The sequence below is a fragment of the Brachybacterium sp. J144 genome, from assembly GCF_036321705.1.
Lineage (GTDB): Bacteria > Actinomycetota > Actinomycetes > Actinomycetales > Dermabacteraceae > Brachybacterium.
The window spans coordinates 98,955-115,731 of the sequence record NZ_JAZDCG010000034.1 but is presented as its reverse complement, the minus strand read 5'-3'; the positions used below and the strand labels follow the sequence as shown (position 1 = coordinate 115,731).

18 protein-coding genes are annotated in these 16,777 nt (G+C 73.6%); 6 read left to right on the top strand and 12 right to left on the bottom strand.

Translation table 11 applies throughout. The annotated features are described in order from the left end of the window. Nucleotides 1–4: 4 nt before the first annotated feature. Nucleotides 5–982: an o-succinylbenzoate synthase gene (locus V1260_RS13955; protein ID WP_329747430.1), complete on the bottom strand. Its 978-nt coding sequence runs from the start codon at nucleotides 980–982 to the stop codon at nucleotides 5–7. Between the two features lie 157 nt (nucleotides 983–1,139). Then, nucleotides 1,140–2,459 carry a DUF4352 domain-containing protein gene (locus V1260_RS13950; RefSeq protein ID WP_329747429.1) on the bottom strand — a complete coding sequence of 440 codons (1,320 nt, stop codon included), beginning with the start codon at nucleotides 2,457–2,459 and terminating at the stop codon, nucleotides 1,140–1,142. A 226-nt stretch (nucleotides 2,460–2,685) separates the two neighbouring features. On the opposite strand from V1260_RS13950, the gene V1260_RS13945 reads away from it, so the two are divergent. The 3 genes from V1260_RS13945 (at nucleotide 2,686) to V1260_RS13935 (ending at nucleotide 6,084) form a co-directional block, all read left to right on the top strand. Further along, nucleotides 2,686–3,654: a 1,4-dihydroxy-2-naphthoyl-CoA synthase gene (locus tag V1260_RS13945; protein WP_329747428.1), complete on the top strand. Its 969-nt coding sequence runs from the start codon at nucleotides 2,686–2,688 to the stop codon at nucleotides 3,652–3,654. Between the two features lies 1 nt (nucleotide 3,655). Then, a complete protein-coding gene (locus V1260_RS13940; RefSeq protein WP_329747427.1) occupies nucleotides 3,656–5,014 on the top strand; it encodes an AMP-binding protein in 1,359 nt (452 codons plus the stop codon). A 185-nt stretch (nucleotides 5,015–5,199) separates the two neighbouring features. Then, nucleotides 5,200–6,084 (top strand): 1,4-dihydroxy-2-naphthoate polyprenyltransferase, encoded by an 885-nt coding sequence (locus tag V1260_RS13935; protein WP_329747426.1) that lies wholly within the window; start codon nucleotides 5,200–5,202, stop codon nucleotides 6,082–6,084. Nucleotides 6,085–6,098: 14 nt separating this feature from the next. Here V1260_RS13935 and V1260_RS13930 read toward each other — a convergent pair whose 3' ends face one another. After that, a complete protein-coding gene (locus tag V1260_RS13930; RefSeq protein WP_329747425.1) occupies nucleotides 6,099–6,416 on the bottom strand; it encodes a DUF4229 domain-containing protein in 318 nt (105 codons plus the stop codon). 45 nt (nucleotides 6,417–6,461) lie between these two features. Between V1260_RS13930 and V1260_RS13925 the strand changes: the two genes are divergently transcribed. Further along, nucleotides 6,462–6,782 (top strand): PLD nuclease N-terminal domain-containing protein, encoded by a 321-nt coding sequence (locus V1260_RS13925; RefSeq protein WP_329747424.1) that lies wholly within the window; start codon nucleotides 6,462–6,464, stop codon nucleotides 6,780–6,782. A gap of 63 nt (nucleotides 6,783–6,845) precedes the next feature. On the opposite strand, the gene ccsB is transcribed toward V1260_RS13925, so the two are convergent. The 6 genes from ccsB to V1260_RS13895 all read right to left on the bottom strand — a co-directional run bounded on the left by ccsB (nucleotide 6,846) and on the right by V1260_RS13895 (nucleotide 12,078). Further along, the gene (gene ccsB, locus V1260_RS13920) at nucleotides 6,846–7,874 is read right to left on the bottom strand and encodes a c-type cytochrome biogenesis protein CcsB (protein WP_329747423.1); all 1,029 of its coding nucleotides are present in this window, start codon (nucleotides 7,872–7,874) and stop codon (nucleotides 6,846–6,848) included. Then, a complete protein-coding gene (gene resB, locus V1260_RS13915) occupies nucleotides 7,871–9,439 on the bottom strand; it encodes a cytochrome c biogenesis protein ResB (RefSeq protein WP_329747422.1) in 1,569 nt (522 codons plus the stop codon). Before resB ends, ccsB begins: the two co-directional genes overlap by 4 nt. Next, nucleotides 9,439–10,215: a cytochrome c biogenesis CcdA family protein gene (locus tag V1260_RS13910; RefSeq protein ID WP_329747421.1), complete on the bottom strand. Its 777-nt coding sequence runs from the start codon at nucleotides 10,213–10,215 to the stop codon at nucleotides 9,439–9,441. The genes resB and V1260_RS13910 overlap by 1 nt, the downstream gene beginning before the upstream one ends. After that, nucleotides 10,212–10,793 carry a TlpA family protein disulfide reductase gene (locus tag V1260_RS13905; protein WP_329747420.1) on the bottom strand — a complete coding sequence of 194 codons (582 nt, stop codon included), beginning with the start codon at nucleotides 10,791–10,793 and terminating at the stop codon, nucleotides 10,212–10,214. The genes V1260_RS13910 and V1260_RS13905 overlap by 4 nt, the downstream gene beginning before the upstream one ends. Next, nucleotides 10,790–11,437 carry a histidine phosphatase family protein gene (locus V1260_RS13900; RefSeq protein WP_329747419.1) on the bottom strand — a complete coding sequence of 216 codons (648 nt, stop codon included), beginning with the start codon at nucleotides 11,435–11,437 and terminating at the stop codon, nucleotides 10,790–10,792. Before V1260_RS13900 ends, V1260_RS13905 begins: the two co-directional genes overlap by 4 nt. Before the next feature lie 134 nt (nucleotides 11,438–11,571). Then, complete coding sequence (locus V1260_RS13895) at nucleotides 11,572–12,078, bottom strand: MarR family winged helix-turn-helix transcriptional regulator (protein ID WP_329747418.1); 507 nt, start codon at nucleotides 12,076–12,078, stop codon at nucleotides 11,572–11,574. 119 nt (nucleotides 12,079–12,197) lie between these two features. Here V1260_RS13895 and V1260_RS13890 point away from each other — a divergent pair, with 119 nt between their 5' ends. Then, complete coding sequence (locus V1260_RS13890; RefSeq protein WP_329747417.1) at nucleotides 12,198–12,725, top strand: YceI family protein; 528 nt, start codon at nucleotides 12,198–12,200, stop codon at nucleotides 12,723–12,725. 73 nt (nucleotides 12,726–12,798) lie between these two features. Continuing rightward, a complete protein-coding gene (locus V1260_RS13885; RefSeq protein WP_329747416.1) occupies nucleotides 12,799–13,104 on the top strand; it encodes a glutaredoxin family protein in 306 nt (101 codons plus the stop codon). 94 nt (nucleotides 13,105–13,198) lie between these two features. On the opposite strand, the gene V1260_RS13880 is transcribed toward V1260_RS13885, so the two are convergent. The 3 genes from V1260_RS13880 to V1260_RS13870 all read right to left on the bottom strand — a co-directional run bounded on the left by V1260_RS13880 (nucleotide 13,199) and on the right by V1260_RS13870 (nucleotide 16,775). Next, nucleotides 13,199–13,297: a 30S ribosomal protein bS22 gene (locus V1260_RS13880; protein ID WP_019174583.1), complete on the bottom strand. Its 99-nt coding sequence runs from the start codon at nucleotides 13,295–13,297 to the stop codon at nucleotides 13,199–13,201. Between the two features lie 113 nt (nucleotides 13,298–13,410). Further along, nucleotides 13,411–15,048, bottom strand: a complete 1,638-nt coding sequence (locus tag V1260_RS13875) for a GTPase (RefSeq protein ID WP_329747415.1) — start codon at nucleotides 15,046–15,048, stop codon at nucleotides 13,411–13,413. Then, complete coding sequence (locus V1260_RS13870; protein WP_329747414.1) at nucleotides 15,045–16,775, bottom strand: dynamin family protein; 1,731 nt, start codon at nucleotides 16,773–16,775, stop codon at nucleotides 15,045–15,047. The genes V1260_RS13875 and V1260_RS13870 overlap by 4 nt, the downstream gene beginning before the upstream one ends. Between the last annotated feature and the right edge of the window lie 2 nt (nucleotides 16,776–16,777).

The window sequence follows — 16,777 nt, the reverse complement described above, 5'->3', positions numbered from 1 at the left end:
TAGGTCAGAGCAGGTCCGCGCACTCCGCGAGGCGCTGCTCCCAGGCGGCGGCGAGCGCCGGCGGGGCCGCGTGGCGGGTGAGCAGGTCCTCGTCGGGGACGGGCCTCTCGACGGGGATCCGGCCGTCCCGGGCGCGGAGCGGGTCGGTGACGAGGTCGCCGGTGAGCAGGGTCGCTGTGCCGAGCCCGCAGGCGTGCTCGAGGCGCGGGAGGGCGGCGGCGAGCGCGAGCCCGGCGGAGAGGCCGAGGCTCGATTCGATCGCGGAGGAGACGACGACGGGCAGGCCGGCCTGCTCGGCGAGCTCGAGGCAGCGTCGCACTCCGCCCAGGGGCTGGACCTTCATCACCAGCAGGTCGGCGGCCTCGGCGCGGGCGACGCGCAGCGGGTCCTCGGCGCGGCGCACCGACTCGTCCGCCGCGATCGGCACGTCCAGCTCGCGGCGGAGGGCCGCGAGGTCCTCGAGCGCCGCGCAGGGCTGCTCGGCGTACTCGAGCCCGCCGGCGGCCCGGTCCAGGAGGGGCAGCGCGGCGCGGGCCTCGTCGAGGGTCCAGGCGGCGTTCGCGTCGATCCGGATCCGGGCGGAGGGTCCGAGGGAGTCCCGCACCGCCTCGAGGCGGGCGGCGTCGGCGGCGAGATCGCTGCCCGGATCGGCGACCTTGACCTTGGCGGTGCGGGCCCCGCCGACGCGGGCGATGCGCGCGGCGAGGGCCGGCTGGACGACGGGGATCGTGGCGTTGACCTCGATCTCCTCGCGCAGCGGCACGGGCCGCTCGAGGGTCGCGTCCTCGAGCGCGGCGCGCAGCCAGGCGGAGGACTCGGGGGCGTCGTAGTCCCAGAAGGGCGAGAACTCGGCCCAGCCGGCGGGCCCGTGCAGGAGCAGGCCGTCGCGCACCTCGATCCGGCGGAAGCGCGTGGTCATCGGGATCGCCCAGGCGTGGGCGCGGTCGATGCCGAGGTCGCGGAGCGGGGCGGGGATCTGCATGGGCGGGGGCTCTCCAGGGTCCGAGGGCGGGCTCTCCAGGCTAGCGCCGCGGAGGGTCTGGGACTGGGTGCACCATCCGGGACGGCGCGCATCCTCTGGGACGGCGCGCACCCTCCGTCCCGGTCCGGGGCGGAGGGTGCGGGCGGGGCGGGATCCGTCAGGCGACGGAGACCACGGCGGTGTCGCCGAACCAGCCGGGGGTCATCTCGAGGGTGCTGATGGTCGCGCCCTCGGGGATGTCGAACACCAGCACGCCGGTGTAGGTGTTGCCCGGGTTGACGCTCTCCAGGACGAGGGCGCCGTCGTGGTACCAGGCGTCGTCGGAGGTGGAGTACTCGACCGCGTCACCGACCAGCACGAAGTCGCTCGAGAAGGCGGTGACCTCCTCGGCGCCGGTGTTCTGGATCTCCACGGTCACGAGCACGAACTCGCCCTGCGGCTCCGCCTCCAGGTACTCGATGCCGATCTTCTCGACACCGCGCTCGACCGAGGTGACGGTGAGCTGGACGTCGTCGGCCTGGACGACCTCGCCGATGCCGGCGACGGCGGGAGCCTCCTCCTCGGCGGGGGCCTCCTCGGTCGCGGCGGCCTCCTCCGCGGGAGCGTCCTCGGTCGCGGCGGCGTCCTCGACGGGCGCCTCCTCGGCCGGGGCATCCTCCTCGGGAGCCTCCTCGGCGGCGGGCTCCTCGGCCGCAGCCTCCTCGGTCGCCTCCTGCTCCACGACCTCCTCGGCCACGACGGGATCCGGCTCGGGCGACGCGGAGTCCGATCCGCCGCCCACCACGGTGCCCTGGAAGATGAGGCTGAGGAGGACCAGCACGCCGGTCACGATCCAGGCCATGAGCTTGTACCGGTCGCGGTCCGCGAGGGGGCGGCCGTACTTGTCGCGGCTCGCTCCGGCGAGGTGCAGGATCACGTCGATCAGCGCCCAGATGCCGCAGCCGCCCAGGGTGAACAGCTTGCCGAGACCGAGACCCACCTGGCCGAGGTAGAAGCGGTCCACGCCGAAGATGCCCAGGAAATAGGAGAGCAGCCACGTCACCAGGAAGGACTTCTGGGGCACACCGACGGGCGCCTGAGCGTACAGGGGCTGACCGCCTGGGACCTGACCGCCCGGGACCGCCGCCCAGGTCGCCTGCTGGGCGGTAGGCGCCGCGTACGGGCTCGCCACGCCGGGGGCCGGGTACGGGCTCGCCACCGGGTACGGAGTGGGAGCCGGCTGCGGTGAGCCGTAGGGCGCCGGCGAGGCACCGTACGGCGACTGCTGGGCCGCGTACGGGGACTGTTGCTGGGCAGCCCCGTACGGCGACTGCTGCTGCGGTGCCCCGTACGGCTGCTGCGCCCCGTAAGGCTGCTGCGGGGCCCCGTAGGGCTGCTGGGGAGCGCCGTGCTGCGCGCTCTGCCCGCCCGGTGCGGACGGGGTGCCGTGGGAGTCGCGGGGATCGACTCCCTGGGGCGAGGTCGGACCAGTGGTCAACTCGTCTCCTGGTTGTTCACGAAGGGGGATGGACCTCCCGAGCGGGAACCGCACCAGTGCGGCGCCCGTCCGAGCTGTCGAGAACGACCCTAGGAATGGGGCCCGACAAACGAGCGGGACCTTCGGCGCGAAACGCCCTCCGCTGCCCTGCGCAGGGCAGATGTGACGACCATCCCGCGCAGCGGGCCCGTCGGCCGCCCTCCCGTCGCGGACTACCCTGGCCCTCATGACCTCCGCGCCCGACTCCCCCCGCCCGGTCTCAGACCTCTTCGACCCCACCCGCTGGCGCGCGGTGAGCGCCGCGGAGCTCGGCGGGCCGGAGCTCACGGACCTCACCTACCACCGGGCCGTCGACCCCGCCGGCGCGGACCTGCCCACGGTGCGCATCGCCTTCGACCGGCCCGAGGTGCGCAACGCCTTCCGGCCCCGCACCGTCGACGAGCTGTACCGGGCCCTCGATCACGCCCGCCTCGACCCGGGCGTCGGCGTCATCCTGCTGACCGGCAACGGCCCCTCCCCCAAGGACGGCGGACGTGCCTTCTGCTCAGGCGGCGACCAGCGGATCCGCGGCCGCTCCGGCTACGAGTACGCCGAGGAGGAGGCGCTCGAGGACACGTCCGCGGTGCGCACCCGCTCGGCCGGGCGTCTCCACATCCTCGAGGTGCAGCGCCTGATCCGCACCATGGGCAAGGTCGTCATCGCGGTCGTCAACGGCTGGGCCGCGGGCGGCGGTCACTCGCTGCACGTGGTCGCGGACCTCTCGATCGCCTCCCGCGAGCACGCCCGCTTCAAGCAGACCGACGCCGACGTCGGCTCCTTCGACGGCGGCTACGGCTCCGCCTATCTCGCCAAGCAGGTCGGACAGAAGCGGGCCCGGGAGATCTTCTTCCTCGCCGAGGAGTACTCCGCGCAGGACGCCTACGACTGGGGCGCCGTGAACCGCGTCGTCGACCACGAACGGCTCGAGGAGGAGGCCCTCGCGATGGCGGCGACCATCGCGACGAAGTCCCCGCAGGCCATCCGCATGCTCAAGTTCGCCTTCAACCTCGCCGACGACGGCCTCATGGGCCAGCAGGTCTTCGCCGGGGAGGCGACGCGCCTGGCCTACATGACCGACGAGGCCGCCGAGGGCCGCGACGCCTTCCTGGGCAAGCGTGCCCCCGACTGGTCGCCCTTCCCCCACCCGCAGGGCTGAGATGAGCACGCCCTCGACGCCGGGCGACGCCCTGCCCTGGATCACGCCCGCGCCGTACGACGCCTCCGCCGCGTCCCTCGCGGAGCACGTCGCGGCGGTCGGCGCGATGATGGCCGGCCGCGCCCGCCTCTGGCTCGGCCCGTTCCCGGCACCCGAGCAGCTGCCCGCGGGCTTCGAGGAGACGGCGCTCGTCGTCCCCACCTCGGGATCCACCGGCGCGCAGAAGGCCGTCGCGCTGAGCCTCGCGGCCCTGCAGGCCTCGCAGGACGCGACCGCGGAGCATCTCGCCGGGCGCTCGGCCGGGACCACAGGTGGGCACGGGTTCTGGTTGCCGCTGCTGCCGCCGACCCATATCGCCGGTGTCCAGGTCCTCGCGCGCGCCCATCGCACCGCGCAGGTGCTCGGTCTGTCGGCCCCGGCCCTTTCCGATCCGCAGCCCGACCTGCGCGGTCACTTCGACGCGGAAGCCTTCGCGCAGCTCGCCGCACCCGCTCTCGCGCAGGCCGAGCAGGCGGGACTCCCGGCCTTCACCTCGCTCGTCCCGACCCAGCTCACCCGGCTCGTCACCGGGGCAACGGGGGCCGACGCCCGGGCCCGCGCCCTGCTGAAGAGGTTCTCGGCGGTGCTCGTCGGCGGCGCCGCGACCGCTCCGGACGTCCTCGCGCGGGCCCGCGGCCTGCGCCTGCCCGTGCGCACCACCTACGGCTCCTCCGAGACCGCGGGAGGCTGCGTCTACGACGGTCGCCCCCTGCCCGGCGTGGAGCTGTCCCTCGACACTGCGGGCGGCGCGGGAGCGTCGGGCGAGCCGGGCCACGCAGGCGATGCGGTCGCGGCGGGCAATGCGGTCGCGGCAGGCGAGACGAGCACGGGGCGGCTGCTGATCGCCTCCCCCACGCTCGCGCTCGGCTATCTCACGGCCGACGGCGGGGTCGACTCCTCGGCGTTCTCCGGGACCGCGCCGCGGCGGCTGGTCACCTCCGACCTCGCCGAGATCAGCGCCGACGGCACCCTGCGGGTCCTCGGCCGCGCCGACGACGTGATCATCACCGGCGGTCGCAAGGTCCTCCCCCAGGACGTCGAGCGCGCGATCGACCGTTCCCTCATGCTCCGCGGCCTGGTGCGCGCCGCGGTCGTGGTGGGCGTTCCCGATCCCGAGTGGGGAGAGCGGATCGAGGCGCTCGTGACCCTGGAGGACGGCGCCCGCGCCGAGGAAGCGACCGCCCTGGTCCGCTCCGCGCTGCGCACCTCCGAGGTCCCCGCGCACATGATCCCGAAGCGGGTGCACGCCGTGGACGAGCTACCGCTGCTGGGCATCGGCAAGGTCGATCGCGCCGCCGCCCGACGCATCGCCCGCGGCTGAGGGGATCTCGCGCCTCCGGTCCGCCCGAGAAACCCCGCGCCGCCCATCCGTCCGAGAACCCCCACAGACTTGGGGGAATTCGGTCCCTATAAGCCCAACTCTGCGGGGATCCCGGGGCGGGAGCGGGGGCGGCGTAAGCTCTACGGGGCCGAGTCCCGTCGGCCGCGGACCTCCGAAGGAGCACGATGGCCAGCTGGTCTCAATGGGTGCAGGGCGCCCGCCCACGCACCCTCCCTGCCGCTCTCGCCCCCGTCGCCGCCGGCACCGGGGCCGCGATCTGGCAGCTCGAGTCCGTCCACTGGCCCACCCTGCTGCTCCGCGCGGGGCTCGCCCTTCTCATCGCCGTGTCCCTGCAGGTCGGCGTGAACTACGCCAATGACTACTCCGACGGGATCCGGGGCACGGACGACGAGCGCGTCGGCCCCTTCCGCCTGACCGGCTCGCGCGCCGCCGCCCCGGCCGCCGTGAAGCGGGCCGCCATCGGCGCGCTGGCCCTGGGCGCCCTCGCGGGAATCGTGCTGATCATCCTCGCCCGACTCTGGTGGGCGCTGCCCGTGGGCGTCGCCGCGGTCGCCGCGGCCTGGTTCTACACCGGCGGAAAGCGACCCTACGGCTACCTCGGGCTGGGCGAGCTGTTCGTCTTCGTGTTCTTCGGCCTGGTCGCGGTGAACGGCACCGCCTACGCCCTGACCGGGTCCTTCACCTGGGTCGCGCTGCTGTGCTCGATCGCGATCGGGCTGCTGGCCGTCGCGATCATGCTCACCAACAACCTGCGCGACATCCCCACCGACCGCGAGAGCGGCAAGATCACCCTCGCCGTGCGTCTCGGCGATCGCGGCACCCGCTGGGCCTTCTCCGCGGCGGTGCTCCTGCCCTTCGCGCTGATGGTGCCGGTGATGGTCGTGCAGTGGCCGGTGCTGCTCGTCCTGCCGGCGCTGCCGCTCGCCCTGCTGCCCGCGCGCGTGGTGCTCTCCGGGGCGGAGGGCAGGTCGCTCATCCCCGTGCTCGGCGCCGCCGGCCGTCTCGAGCTGGTGTTCTCGCTGCTGCTGCTCGCGGGTCTCGTGCTCTGAGCCCCCTGCGCTGACTAGTCCCCCGCCCCGGCCTTGCGAGCGTCCTGCTCGTCGTCGCGGGAGTCCTCCGCCTCGTCGAGGGCGGCATCCTCGGCCTCGGCGTCCTCGTCTCGGACCGGGCCGCGGCGCTCGACCCGCGCCTCGTCGGCGGCCTGCAGACCCGCCGCGGCCTTCTCCCGCACCCTCCCGAGGAACAGGAACGAGATCATCATGGCGATGAGCACGGCGAGGACCCCGGCGAGCATCACGCCCACGCCCGCGAGGGCGAGCAGGTACCACAGCACCAGCCACAGAGCGATGCGGATCATGGCGTAGCCGAGGACGTTGCGCATGGGGACCATGGTATTGCTCCCAGCCCGAGAACCTAGACTCGCTGCATGCTCCGCGGAATCTCGGTCGTCCTCTCCATCGCGCTGACGATCTTCGCCCTCGCGGACTGCGTGCAGACCACCGACGACAAGGTCCGCGGCATCCCGAAGTGGGCGTGGATCGTACTCATCGTGCTGATTCCCTGGGTCGGACCGCTCACCTGGCTGTTCGTGGGCAAGGAGCGCCCGTGGAACACCCAGCCGCCGCGGCGCAGCGGCCCGCTGGCGCCCGACGAGGACCCCGACTTCCTGCGCCGGCTCGACGAGGACATCCGCCGGGAGCGTCGCGAGGGGCGCTCGCGGGGCGAGGACGGCTCCTCCTCCGAGTGACCGCTCCCCCGGGTCTCCCGGCGCCGGCGCCGGAGCAAGCGGTCAGCGATCAGGCCCCGCGGCTCACAGCCCCGAGTACGAGTGCAGGCCGTTGATCACCGTGTTGACGATCGTGTAGTTGAAGACGACGGCGAGGAAGCCGGCGAGGGCGAGCCACGCGGCGCGGGAGCCGCGGAAGCCGCCCGTGGTGCGGGCGTGCAGGTAGGCGGCGTAGATCACCCAGATGATGAAGGTCCACACCTCCTTGGGATCCCAGCCCCAGTAGCGGCCCCACGCCTCGCGGGCCCAGATCGCGCCGAAGATCAGCGTGAAGGTCCAGCACACGAAGCCGACGGAGTGGATCCGGAAGCTGAGCCCCTCGAGCACCGTCGAGCTCGGCAGGCGGTCCAGCACCCGGCCGACAGCCCCCCAGCGACCCTCCCCCGCCCGCTCGTGGCGGGCCTGGAGCAGCTGCAGGGACGCGACGACGGCGCCGAGGATCGACAGGGACGTCGCGAGCACGGCGACGGCGATGTGGATGTAGATCCAGTGCGAGTTCTGCAGGCTCGGGGTCAGCTCGGCGGCCGGCACGATCCACACCAGCTGCGCGAGCATGAGCGCGACGAGCACGGGCCCGAGCACGAAGGTGCCCAGCACCCTCAGCTCCCGGCGGCGGATCGAGAAGACGAGGAAGGCGAGCATCACGATGGCGGTGCTCGTCGTCGCGAACTCGTACATGTTCGTCCACGGCACCTCCTTCGTGGCGCCCGAGCGGGTCGCGACGCCGACCAGGTGCAGCGCGGTGCCGATCCCGACGAGGACGAACGCGAAGGTCTGCGCGGACATCGTGCCGGGCGTGCCGGCCGACGGGCCCGCCGACGGGTCCTGCCCCGCCGGCTCCGCCGCGTCCGCCCGGGCCGCATCGGCCGACGCGAGCGACGCGCCGCCCGCGGCGACCAGCTCCCGCTGCTCCCTCTGCGCGAGCTTCGCGTCGCTGCGCCGCTGCGACGTGGACGCGAGATCCGCGGCGAACCCGATCAGGGCCAGGACGTACAGGATGATGGTGACCATGATGGCGAGGGACGAGATCTCGGCCAGCTGCTGATCGATCACGGGGCACTTCCTTCGGTGGACTCGACGAGTCGGCGGGCGAGGGTCCTCACATCATCCTCCAGATCCGGGTCATCGCTGCGCGCGAGACCTGCGACCTCGAGCACTCCCCCGGATCCGACGCGCACCCACACCCGTCGGCGGGGCACGAACAGCGACAGGATCAGGCCGGTCACCGCCGTCAGGGCGCTCACCAGCACCCAGCGCTCGAAGGGGTCGTAGGCGACGTCGAAGGCGGCGAAGCGCTTGATGCCGTCGAAGCTGATGGTGGTGCCGTCGGGCAGCTCGTACTCCTGGCCCGGGTAGAGGCGGAGCAGCACGGGGTTGCCGCTCTCGTCGGTGACGGGGGTGAGGGTGGAGAGGTCGACCTCGTAGGCGTTCTTCGGGATGCCGTCGTCGAGGCCGAGGTCGCCCCGGTAGACGGTGAGCGCGAGCTGCGGGTCGACGAGATCGGGGTACTGGGAGTGGGGGCCGTTCTCGTCGATCACGCCGGTGGGCAGGAAGTAGCCGACGACGGCGGTCTGCTCGGGGCTCGCGTCGGGCGCCTTGAGCACCACCTGCGAGGTGTAGCCGACATCGCCGAGCGGCACGGTGATCAGGGGGCCCTCGGCGACGACGGTCCCCTCCGGGTCGGTGACCGTGATCTCGGGGGCGTAGCCGTTGCCGAGGAGGTACATGGAGGCGCCGTCGACGTGGAGCGGCTTGTTGACCTGCACGGTCCGCTCCTGCACCGCGCCGTCCCCGCCCGTCACCGCGACATCGGCCTCGAAGCTCGTCGGCTGGCCGACCTTCGAGGGATCGCCCTCGAGCACGTACTCGGCGCGGAACTCCTCGAGGGTGAAGCGGAAGGACGGCAGGTCGGCGGGGTCGAACCAGGCCCCCGACTGGAAGGAGTCGTACTGGGTGAGGGAGTTGGAGAAACCGCCGCCCTCGACGACGGTGATCTGCCCGTGGTAGCGGGTGAGCTGGCCACCGGCGACGCAGATCAGCACGCCCACGAGCGCGATGTGGAAGAGCAGGTTGCCGGTCTCGCGCAGCAGGCCCCGCTCGGCGCTCAGCGAGTCGCCCCGGCGCTCGACGCGGTAGCGGCCGCGGCGCAGGCGGCGGTGCGCGGTCTCGAGGAGCGCGTCGGCGTCGGCCTCCGGCAGCTCCACGCGGGTGTATCCGGTGAAGCGGGTGAGCCGGGACGGGGTGCGCGGGGGACGCGAGCGCAGCTGGCGCAGGTGCACGCCGACGCGCGGCACGATGCACCCGATCAGGGAGATGAACAGCAGCAGGTAGATCGCCGAGAACCACGGCGAGGAGAAGACCTCGAAGAAGCCCAGGGTGTCCAGGATCTCGCCCCAGCGCCCGTTCTCCTCGAGGAACTGCTCGGTGAGGGTCGGGTTGACGCTGCGCTGCGGGTACAGCGAGCCGGGCACCGCGGCGATCGCGAGCAGCATCAGCAGGATCAGGGCGGTCTGCATGCTGGTCAGCTGCCGCCACAGGAACAGCAGCGTGCCGCGCAGCCCGAGGGAGGGACGGCTCGTCGCCTCGACCTTGCTGCTCCAGGAATCGTGCTCGTTCATCACACCACCGGCTCGAAGGTCGCGATCAGGCCCTGCAGGGAGCCCATCCAGGCGGTCCACACCCCGGTCATCAGCAGCACCCCGATCGCGATCAGCAGCGCCCCGGAGAGCAGTCCGATCGCCCGACGATGCCGGGAGAGCCGACGGCTCAGCCCGAGGGCGCGGTCGAACAGCAGGGCGAAGAGCACGAAGGGGATCCCGAGGCCCAGGGAGTAGGCGAGGGACAGGACGGCACCGCGCATCACCGCGCCGTCACCGCCGCCGTCGAGGGACAGCGCTGCGATCGCGGCGTAGGTGGGGCCGATGCAGGGGGTCCAGGACAGGCCGAAGATGAGGCCCATGAGTGGGGCGCCGAGGAGTCCGGCGTCGGGCCGCTTGGAGGTCACGGGCCGGTTGGCGCCGAGCCCGGGGAACACCCCGAGGAAGACCAGGCCCATGAGGATCACGATCGCGCCCGCGATCCGGTTGATCCACACCGCATGGGCCTGCAGGAGGTAGCCGAGCGCCCCCGCGAATCCGCCCAGCACCATGAACACCACGGCGAAGCCGGCGACGAAGAGGAGCGATCCCAGCAGCATCCGACGGGTGTCGGGCCGGCCGCCCTCCCGCTGCCCGGCGAGGCCGGAGACGTAGCCGAGATAGCCGGGGACCACCGGCAGCACGCACGGCGAGAGGAAGGCGACGAGGCCCGCGGCGGCGGAGACCGCGAGGGCCAGCAGCAGCGATCCGTTCAGGGCGGTGGCCTGGAAGGCTGCGCCGAGGTCGGCCCCGGTCATTCGGCGAGGACCGTGTCGAGCATCGCGCGCAGCACGGACGGGTCCGCGGCGCCGGAGATGCGGGCGGCGACCCGTCCCTCTCGGTCGAGCACGAGGGTGGAGGGCACGGCGTTGGGGGCGACCTGGCCGCGCAGGGCGTACATGATCTGCGCGTCGGTGTCGGGCAGGGACGGGTAGGTGATGCCGTAGGTCTGCTCGAAGGCCTGCGCGGGGCCGGCAGCGTCGCGGACGTTCACGCCGAGGAAGGCGACGCCCTGCTCGGCGTACTCCTCGGAGATCGCCTGGAGGTCGGGGGCCTCCTTGCGGCAGGGCGGGCAGGAGGCATACCAGACGTTGAGCACGAGCACCTCGCCGCGGAGGTCGGCGCTCGCGAGGTCCTCGCCGTCGTAGGTGGTGCCGGAGAAGTCCAGCGGCTCGTCCCGCTGGTCCGCGGGGATCTCGGTGGTCACGCCGTCGCCGGAGACGTAGCCGGCGTCCCCCGAGGAGTAGCGGCCCGAGGTGTCGGTCCCGCAGGCCGCGAGCACGGCGGTGAGCGAGAGCCCGCCGGCGGCGGCGAGCAGGGTGCGGCGGGTGGTCACGTGAGCTTGCCTCCGGTGGCGTCGACGGCGTGCGCGGAGAGCGAGGCGGCGGGCTCGGCGTAGTCGACCCCCGCGAGTCTGTCCCCGTCGAAGCGCAGGGTGGTGACCGAGCAGAGGGCGCACTGCCGACGGCGCGGATCGTGGATCAGGGGGCGGCCCTCGGCACTGCGCCGCGCGAGCCAGATGGGCAGCTGGTGCAGGACCAGCACGGCCTCGTGGCCCTCCGCCTCGGCGCGGGCCTGGTGCACGGCGGCGGCGACGCGGGCGACCTGCTCCCGGTACGGCTCGCCCCAGGAGGGGCGGAAGGGGTTCGCGAACCAGCGCCAGTTGCGGGGGTCCGTGAAGCGGGCCTCGCCGTGGCCCATGCGCTGCCCCTCGAAGCGGTTGCCGGACTCGATCAGCCGCGGGTCGCTCGTGACCTCGAGGCCGTGGGCGGCGGCGATGGGTGCGGCGGTCTGCTGGGCGCGCAGCAGCGGGGAGGCGCGCACGAGGGCCACGTCGTGCTCGGCGAGGTGGGCGCCGACGAGCTCCGCCATCTGCTCGCCGCGCTCGGTGAGGCGGTAGCCGGGCAGGCGGCCGTAGAGGATCCGCTCGGGGTTGTGCACCTCGCCGTGGCGGACGAGGTGGACCGCGGTCGTGCTCATGGGCGCCGGCTCCTTCCCTGGTGGTCCCGCTGCTCCTGGCAGAGCAGCCTCACGGTACCAACCGCGACTGGGACGACCCCGTCCGCGGGGCGGCGGGCGCGGCGGGCATCACGTCCGCCGACCGCCCGCGGGGCTCAGTCCGCGGTCGCGGGACGCACGGCGATGGGAGCGTCCTCGGGGAGCGTCCCGCCGAGGATCCGGCCGAGCTCGAGGAAGTCCGCATGGCCGACGACGTCGAGCAGGTTCTCGCGCACGGAGCGCACGTGCAGCGGTGCGGCGCGCTCGAGGAGCGCCATGCCGGCGTCGGTCAGCTGGGCCTGGCGCCCGCGGCCGTCGGAGCTGCAGCGCACCCGCTCGACCAGGCCCCGCTTCTCCATCCGGGAGATGGTGTGGGTCAGGCGCGAGCGCGAGTGGACGACGCGGTCCGCGAGCTCGGACATGCGCAGGAAGCGGTGCTCCTCCTCGGAGAGGCGCACCAGGATCTCGTACTCACCGAGGGTCAGGTCGATCTCCGGATCGGACTGCAGCGCCTCGGTGAGGCGGTCGGTGAGCAGGGTCGTGGCGTAGAGGAAGCGCCTCCAGGCCAGCTGCTCCTCGTGCGTCAGCCAGAGACCCTCAGGGCTTGACTCCGTGTCGTGCATCACGTTCTCCTGTTCCTCGTAACTCGCGGTTGTGTCGGGATCGATCATAGTTTATCTTTCAAGCAAGCGCATCGGTCTCGACGAGATCCTGCGACACCGACCCCGAGAAGGAGACCCTCATGAACGACCTCACCCCCGGCACCTGGACCCTCGACGCGACCCACACCTCCGCGTCCTTCACCGTCCGTCACGCGGGCATCTCCAAGGTCCGCGGCCAGTTCACCGATGTCGAGGGCTCCCTCGTCGTCGCCGAGGGCGGCGACCTCGCCTTCACCGCGACCCTGAAGACCGCGTCGATCGACACCGCGAACTCCGACCGCGACAACCACCTCCGCTCGGGCGACTTCTTCGACGCCGAGACCCACCCGGAGATCACCTTCCGCTCCACCGGCCACCAGGGCGACACCCTCACTGGTGAGCTGACCATCAGCGGCGTGACCAAGCCCGTCGAGCTCGACTTTACCTACGAGGGCGCCGCGACCGACCCCTTCGGCATCTACCGCGCCGGCTTCACCGCCGCGACCAAGATCTCCCGCAAGGACTTCGGCCTCACCTGGAACGCCGCGCTCGAGGCCGGCGGCGTGCTGGTCTCCGACGAGGTCAAGATCTCGATCGAGGCGGAGTTCACCGCTCCCACCTCGGCCTGATCGCCCCCGCACCCTCGACGGGCCGTCCGCAGACCACGGGCGGCCCGTCGTCGTGCTCGCTACAGTGCCGCCCATGAGCACGCCCCGCATCCCCTCCCCCTTCGATCCGAACGCCCGCGTGGTGTACCTGACCCGTGAGGGTTGCCATCTGTGCGACGACGCCCTGCCGGTGGTGCGCGCCGAGGCCGATCGCGCCGGCACCTCGGTCGAGGTGCGCGACATCGACGAGGACGAGGCGCTGCGGGCCGACTGGACCTACGACGTGCCGGTCGTCATCGTCGACGGCGCCGTGCACGCGAAATACCGGGTGGACGCCGCGGAGCTCCGCTCCGCGCTCGCCCGACGCCCCTGGTGGAAGCGCCTCACGGGCCGCGCCTGAGGCCCGCGGGCGCGCTCTCGGCCCGCGCCGCCCCGGACGATGAGAGGGCCCCTGTCCGCGTGGACAGGGGCCCTCTCTCGCGGTCAGACCGCGATCACTTCTTGTTGCGGCGCTGGTGACGCGTCTTGCGAAGCAGCTTGCGGTGCTTCTTCTTGGACATGCGCTTGCGTCGCTTCTTGACGACAGAACCCATAGATGGCCTCAGATCTTCATGGTGGTGAAAGGTTCATGAGTGCGCGGCCCACGGAGGTGCTCCCTCGAGGAGACCCCGGGGCCGGCGCCACGATCGACGCACCATTCTACACGTCACTCCCCGTGGGCGAGTGCGAGATCCGTCGCAGCCCCCGCGGCCAGGCGCAGCTCCTCGTCGACCTCCCGCACCACGAGCGAGTCCGCGACCTCCGCGACCCGCTCGCGCAGCAGTCGGCGTGCCCGTCGGGTGCGGGCTGCGGCGGCGAGCGCGGCGAGCGCCGTGCCGAGCAGGCCCAGCAGCAGGCCGGCCGCGAGGCCCAGCACGATCAGCGCGGTGGGCAGCGGGACGGGGATCCACAAGCCCTCGAGCATCGGCAGCGGCAGCGGCGGGATCCCGGCGAAGGCCAGGGCGGCGTTGGCGGCGAGCCAGCCGAGGCCCACCACCGCCGTCAGCAGCGCGAGCCACTGGAGCACGTCGAGCACGGGCCACCACCAGGAGGCTTCCCGGGAGCGCAGGTCCGCGCCCGCGACGGCCTGGTCGAGCGCATCGGGCAGCTCGTCCTCGCGGGAGCGGGCGGCGGTGCGGATCGCGGCGCGCCAGGGATCGGTGCCGCCCGCCGAGGCGGCGTCGGCGAAGCGGCGCACGCCGCCGGCGGCACGGGCCCGGGTCGCCGGATCGGCCTCGGGCAGGGACGATCGGTGCACCTGCTCGTCGGCGCGCTCGCGGCCGAGTCCGAGGCGGGCGAGGGGGTCGGCGCGGAAGCGACGCAGCCAGCGCACGGGCGGCCAGCCGACGCGGCCCGCCGCGCGGTGCCGGTAGGAGCCGCCGACGGCGCTCGCCACGGGCTCGACCCGCGCGGCGACCGCGAGGTCGTCGACGAGCTCGGAGACCTGGGCCTCCGCGCTGCGGGCGGGGAGCCCGGCCGGGTCGGCGGCGGAGCGCAGGGACTCGGCGGCCGCGCGCACATCGGCGCGGTGGCGGGAGGCGACGGCCTCGCGTCCGCTGGCCACCTCGGTCAGCAGGTCCCGCAGCGGCTCGATGCCCTCCCCGGTCTCCGCGGAGACGCCGAGCACAGGCGCCCGCTCGAGGCCGTCGCGGCGCGCGAGCTGCTCGAGGGAGGCGAGCACGCCCTCCCGCTCCGCGGACCGGATCCTGTCGATCTGGTTCAGCACCAGCACGGTGACGGCGTCGTGCCCCGCGAAGGGCTGCACGAAGTCCTGATGGAGGACGGCGTCGGCGTACTTCTGCGGGTCGGTGACCCACACCAGCACGTCCACGAGGCCCGTGAGCCGCTCGGCGATCGCCCGGTTGCCGAGCTCGACCGAGTCGAGGTCCGGCAGGTCGAGGAGGACGAGGCCCGAGTCGCCGGGGAGGTGGTGGCGGTCCTCGACCTCGAGCCAGTCCAGCAGCGGGTCGCTGCCCGCACCGCCGAAGACCGCGGCGACCGGTGCGGAGGTGGTGGGGCGGCGCACCGCGGCGCGCGTCACCTCCTGGCCGACGAGCGCGTTGAGCAGGGAGGACTTCCCGGAGCCGGTGGCCCCGAAGAGCCCCACCACGGTGTGCTCGGCGGAGAGGGCGCGGCGGCGGTCGATGCGGCCCACGACCTCCTGGGCCGCGGAGACGTCCCCGCCCGGGGCGACCGGGGCGAGGGCGTCGGCGGCCCGGGCGAGCGCGTCGAGGCGGTCCGCGAGCGGGGCACCGTCGCGGCGGGAACGACGGGAGGAGCCGGAAGAGCGGGAGAAGAGGCTCATGCGCCGCTCCTGACCTCGTCGGCGAGCGCGTCGAGGGCGTCGGCGTCGGCCGCGAGGAGCTCCCCCGTGCCGACCTCGCCGAGGGCGTCGAGGCGGTCGAGGAAGGGGGCGGAGCGCCCGGCGACGAGGGCGTCGAGGCGCTGGCCGAGCCGCTCGCGGGCGATGCGGGCCATGCGGCGCACGGCCTCGTCGCCGAAGATCGTCTCGAGCAGCTTCTGACCGACCACGGCGGTCGCGGCGCCGGCGCCCACCTCGAGGCCCGTGGGCACGAAGGCGGTCGAGGCGAAGACCACGATCATCAGGGCGACGCCGACGGCGTTCACCCCGAGGGAGAGCAGTCGCGCCCGGGTGCGACGATCGGCGCCCTCGGTGCGCACCAGCTCGAGCACCTCGCCCTGCCAGGCGCGGATCTCGGCGGTGACCTCGTCGACGTAGCCCTCGGGGAGCCGGGAGAGGTCCCGGCCCTCGGCGAGGAGGCGGCCGGAGGGGCCGGCCCGCCAGGCGGCGTCGGCCCGTTCGGCGCCGCGCGCGGTCTCGTCGATCACGACGTGCACGAGCCCGGTGCCGAGCGCCTGCTCGGCCGCGATCGCCGGGGCGGGACGACCTGTGAGGGCGAGGCCGATGCGGTCCCGCACGCGGGAGACCATGCTCTCCAGGCTGCGGAACAGTTCGCCGGTGCCGACCACGTCCTGCCAGCGGGCGAGCACCTCGCCGCGGAGCAGGGAGCCGTCGCCGAGGGCCGCGTCGATCCGCTCCCGGGAGCCGGAGAAGGCCTCGATCGCCTCGTCGCGCAGGCGCTGGCGCTCGGCGTCCTGGGCGCGCGCCTGCTCGGCGAGGGTGCGGGCGGAGCCGGCGAGGGAGGTGATCGCGCCGGCGAGGGTGCGGCGGGCGATGCGGGAGCGGGCCTCGCCGTCCTCCGCGAGGGACTGGACGTGCGCGCGCAGCTCGGCGATCCGCTCGGGGGCCAGCAGGCCGTCCGCGTCGAGCTCCGACTCGGGGACCAGGAAGAGGCGGTCCGGGGCGAGGCCCTGCCGCTCGAGCATCGCGCGGAGATCCTCGGAGAGCTCCTCGGCGACGCCGGGGCGGTCGGGGATCCGGTTCATCACCACGTCCACGGTGACATCGCGTTCCGCGGCGCTGCGCAGCACCTCCCAGGGCACGGCGTCCGCGTAGCGGTTGGCGGTGGTGACGAAGAGCCACAGGTCCGCGGCGCGCAGCAGCTGCCGGGCGAGCTCCCGGTTGCCGGCGGCGACGGAGTCGATGTCAGGGGCGTCCAGGAGCGCGAGGCCCGCGGGGATCCGCTCCTCGGCCCGCAGCTCGAGCGAGGTGGAGGGGGTGAGGTCGCCGGTCGTGGACTCGACCTCCCCGCCGGTGACTCGGGCGAGGCCGGGCAGGATCCGGGTGCCCGTGAACCAGGCGCGGTCCTGCGGGTGGTGCAGCAGCACCGGTCGACGGGTGGTGGGGCGGATCGCGCCCGAGCGGCTCACCACGGCGCCGACGAGGGAGTTCACCAGGGTGGACTTGCCCGCGCCGGTCGAGCCGCCGATCACGGCGAGCAGCGGGGCGTCGAGGGAGTCCAGGCGCGGGATGACGTGGTCGCCCAGCTGGGTGAGGGCGGCGGTGACCTCGGCGCGGGCCTGTTCGGCGCCGTCGAGGGGCAACGGCAGCTCGAGGGCGCGGAGGTGCTCGGCGAGGTCCTCGAGAGCGGCGGGTCGCTGGGTGGTCATGC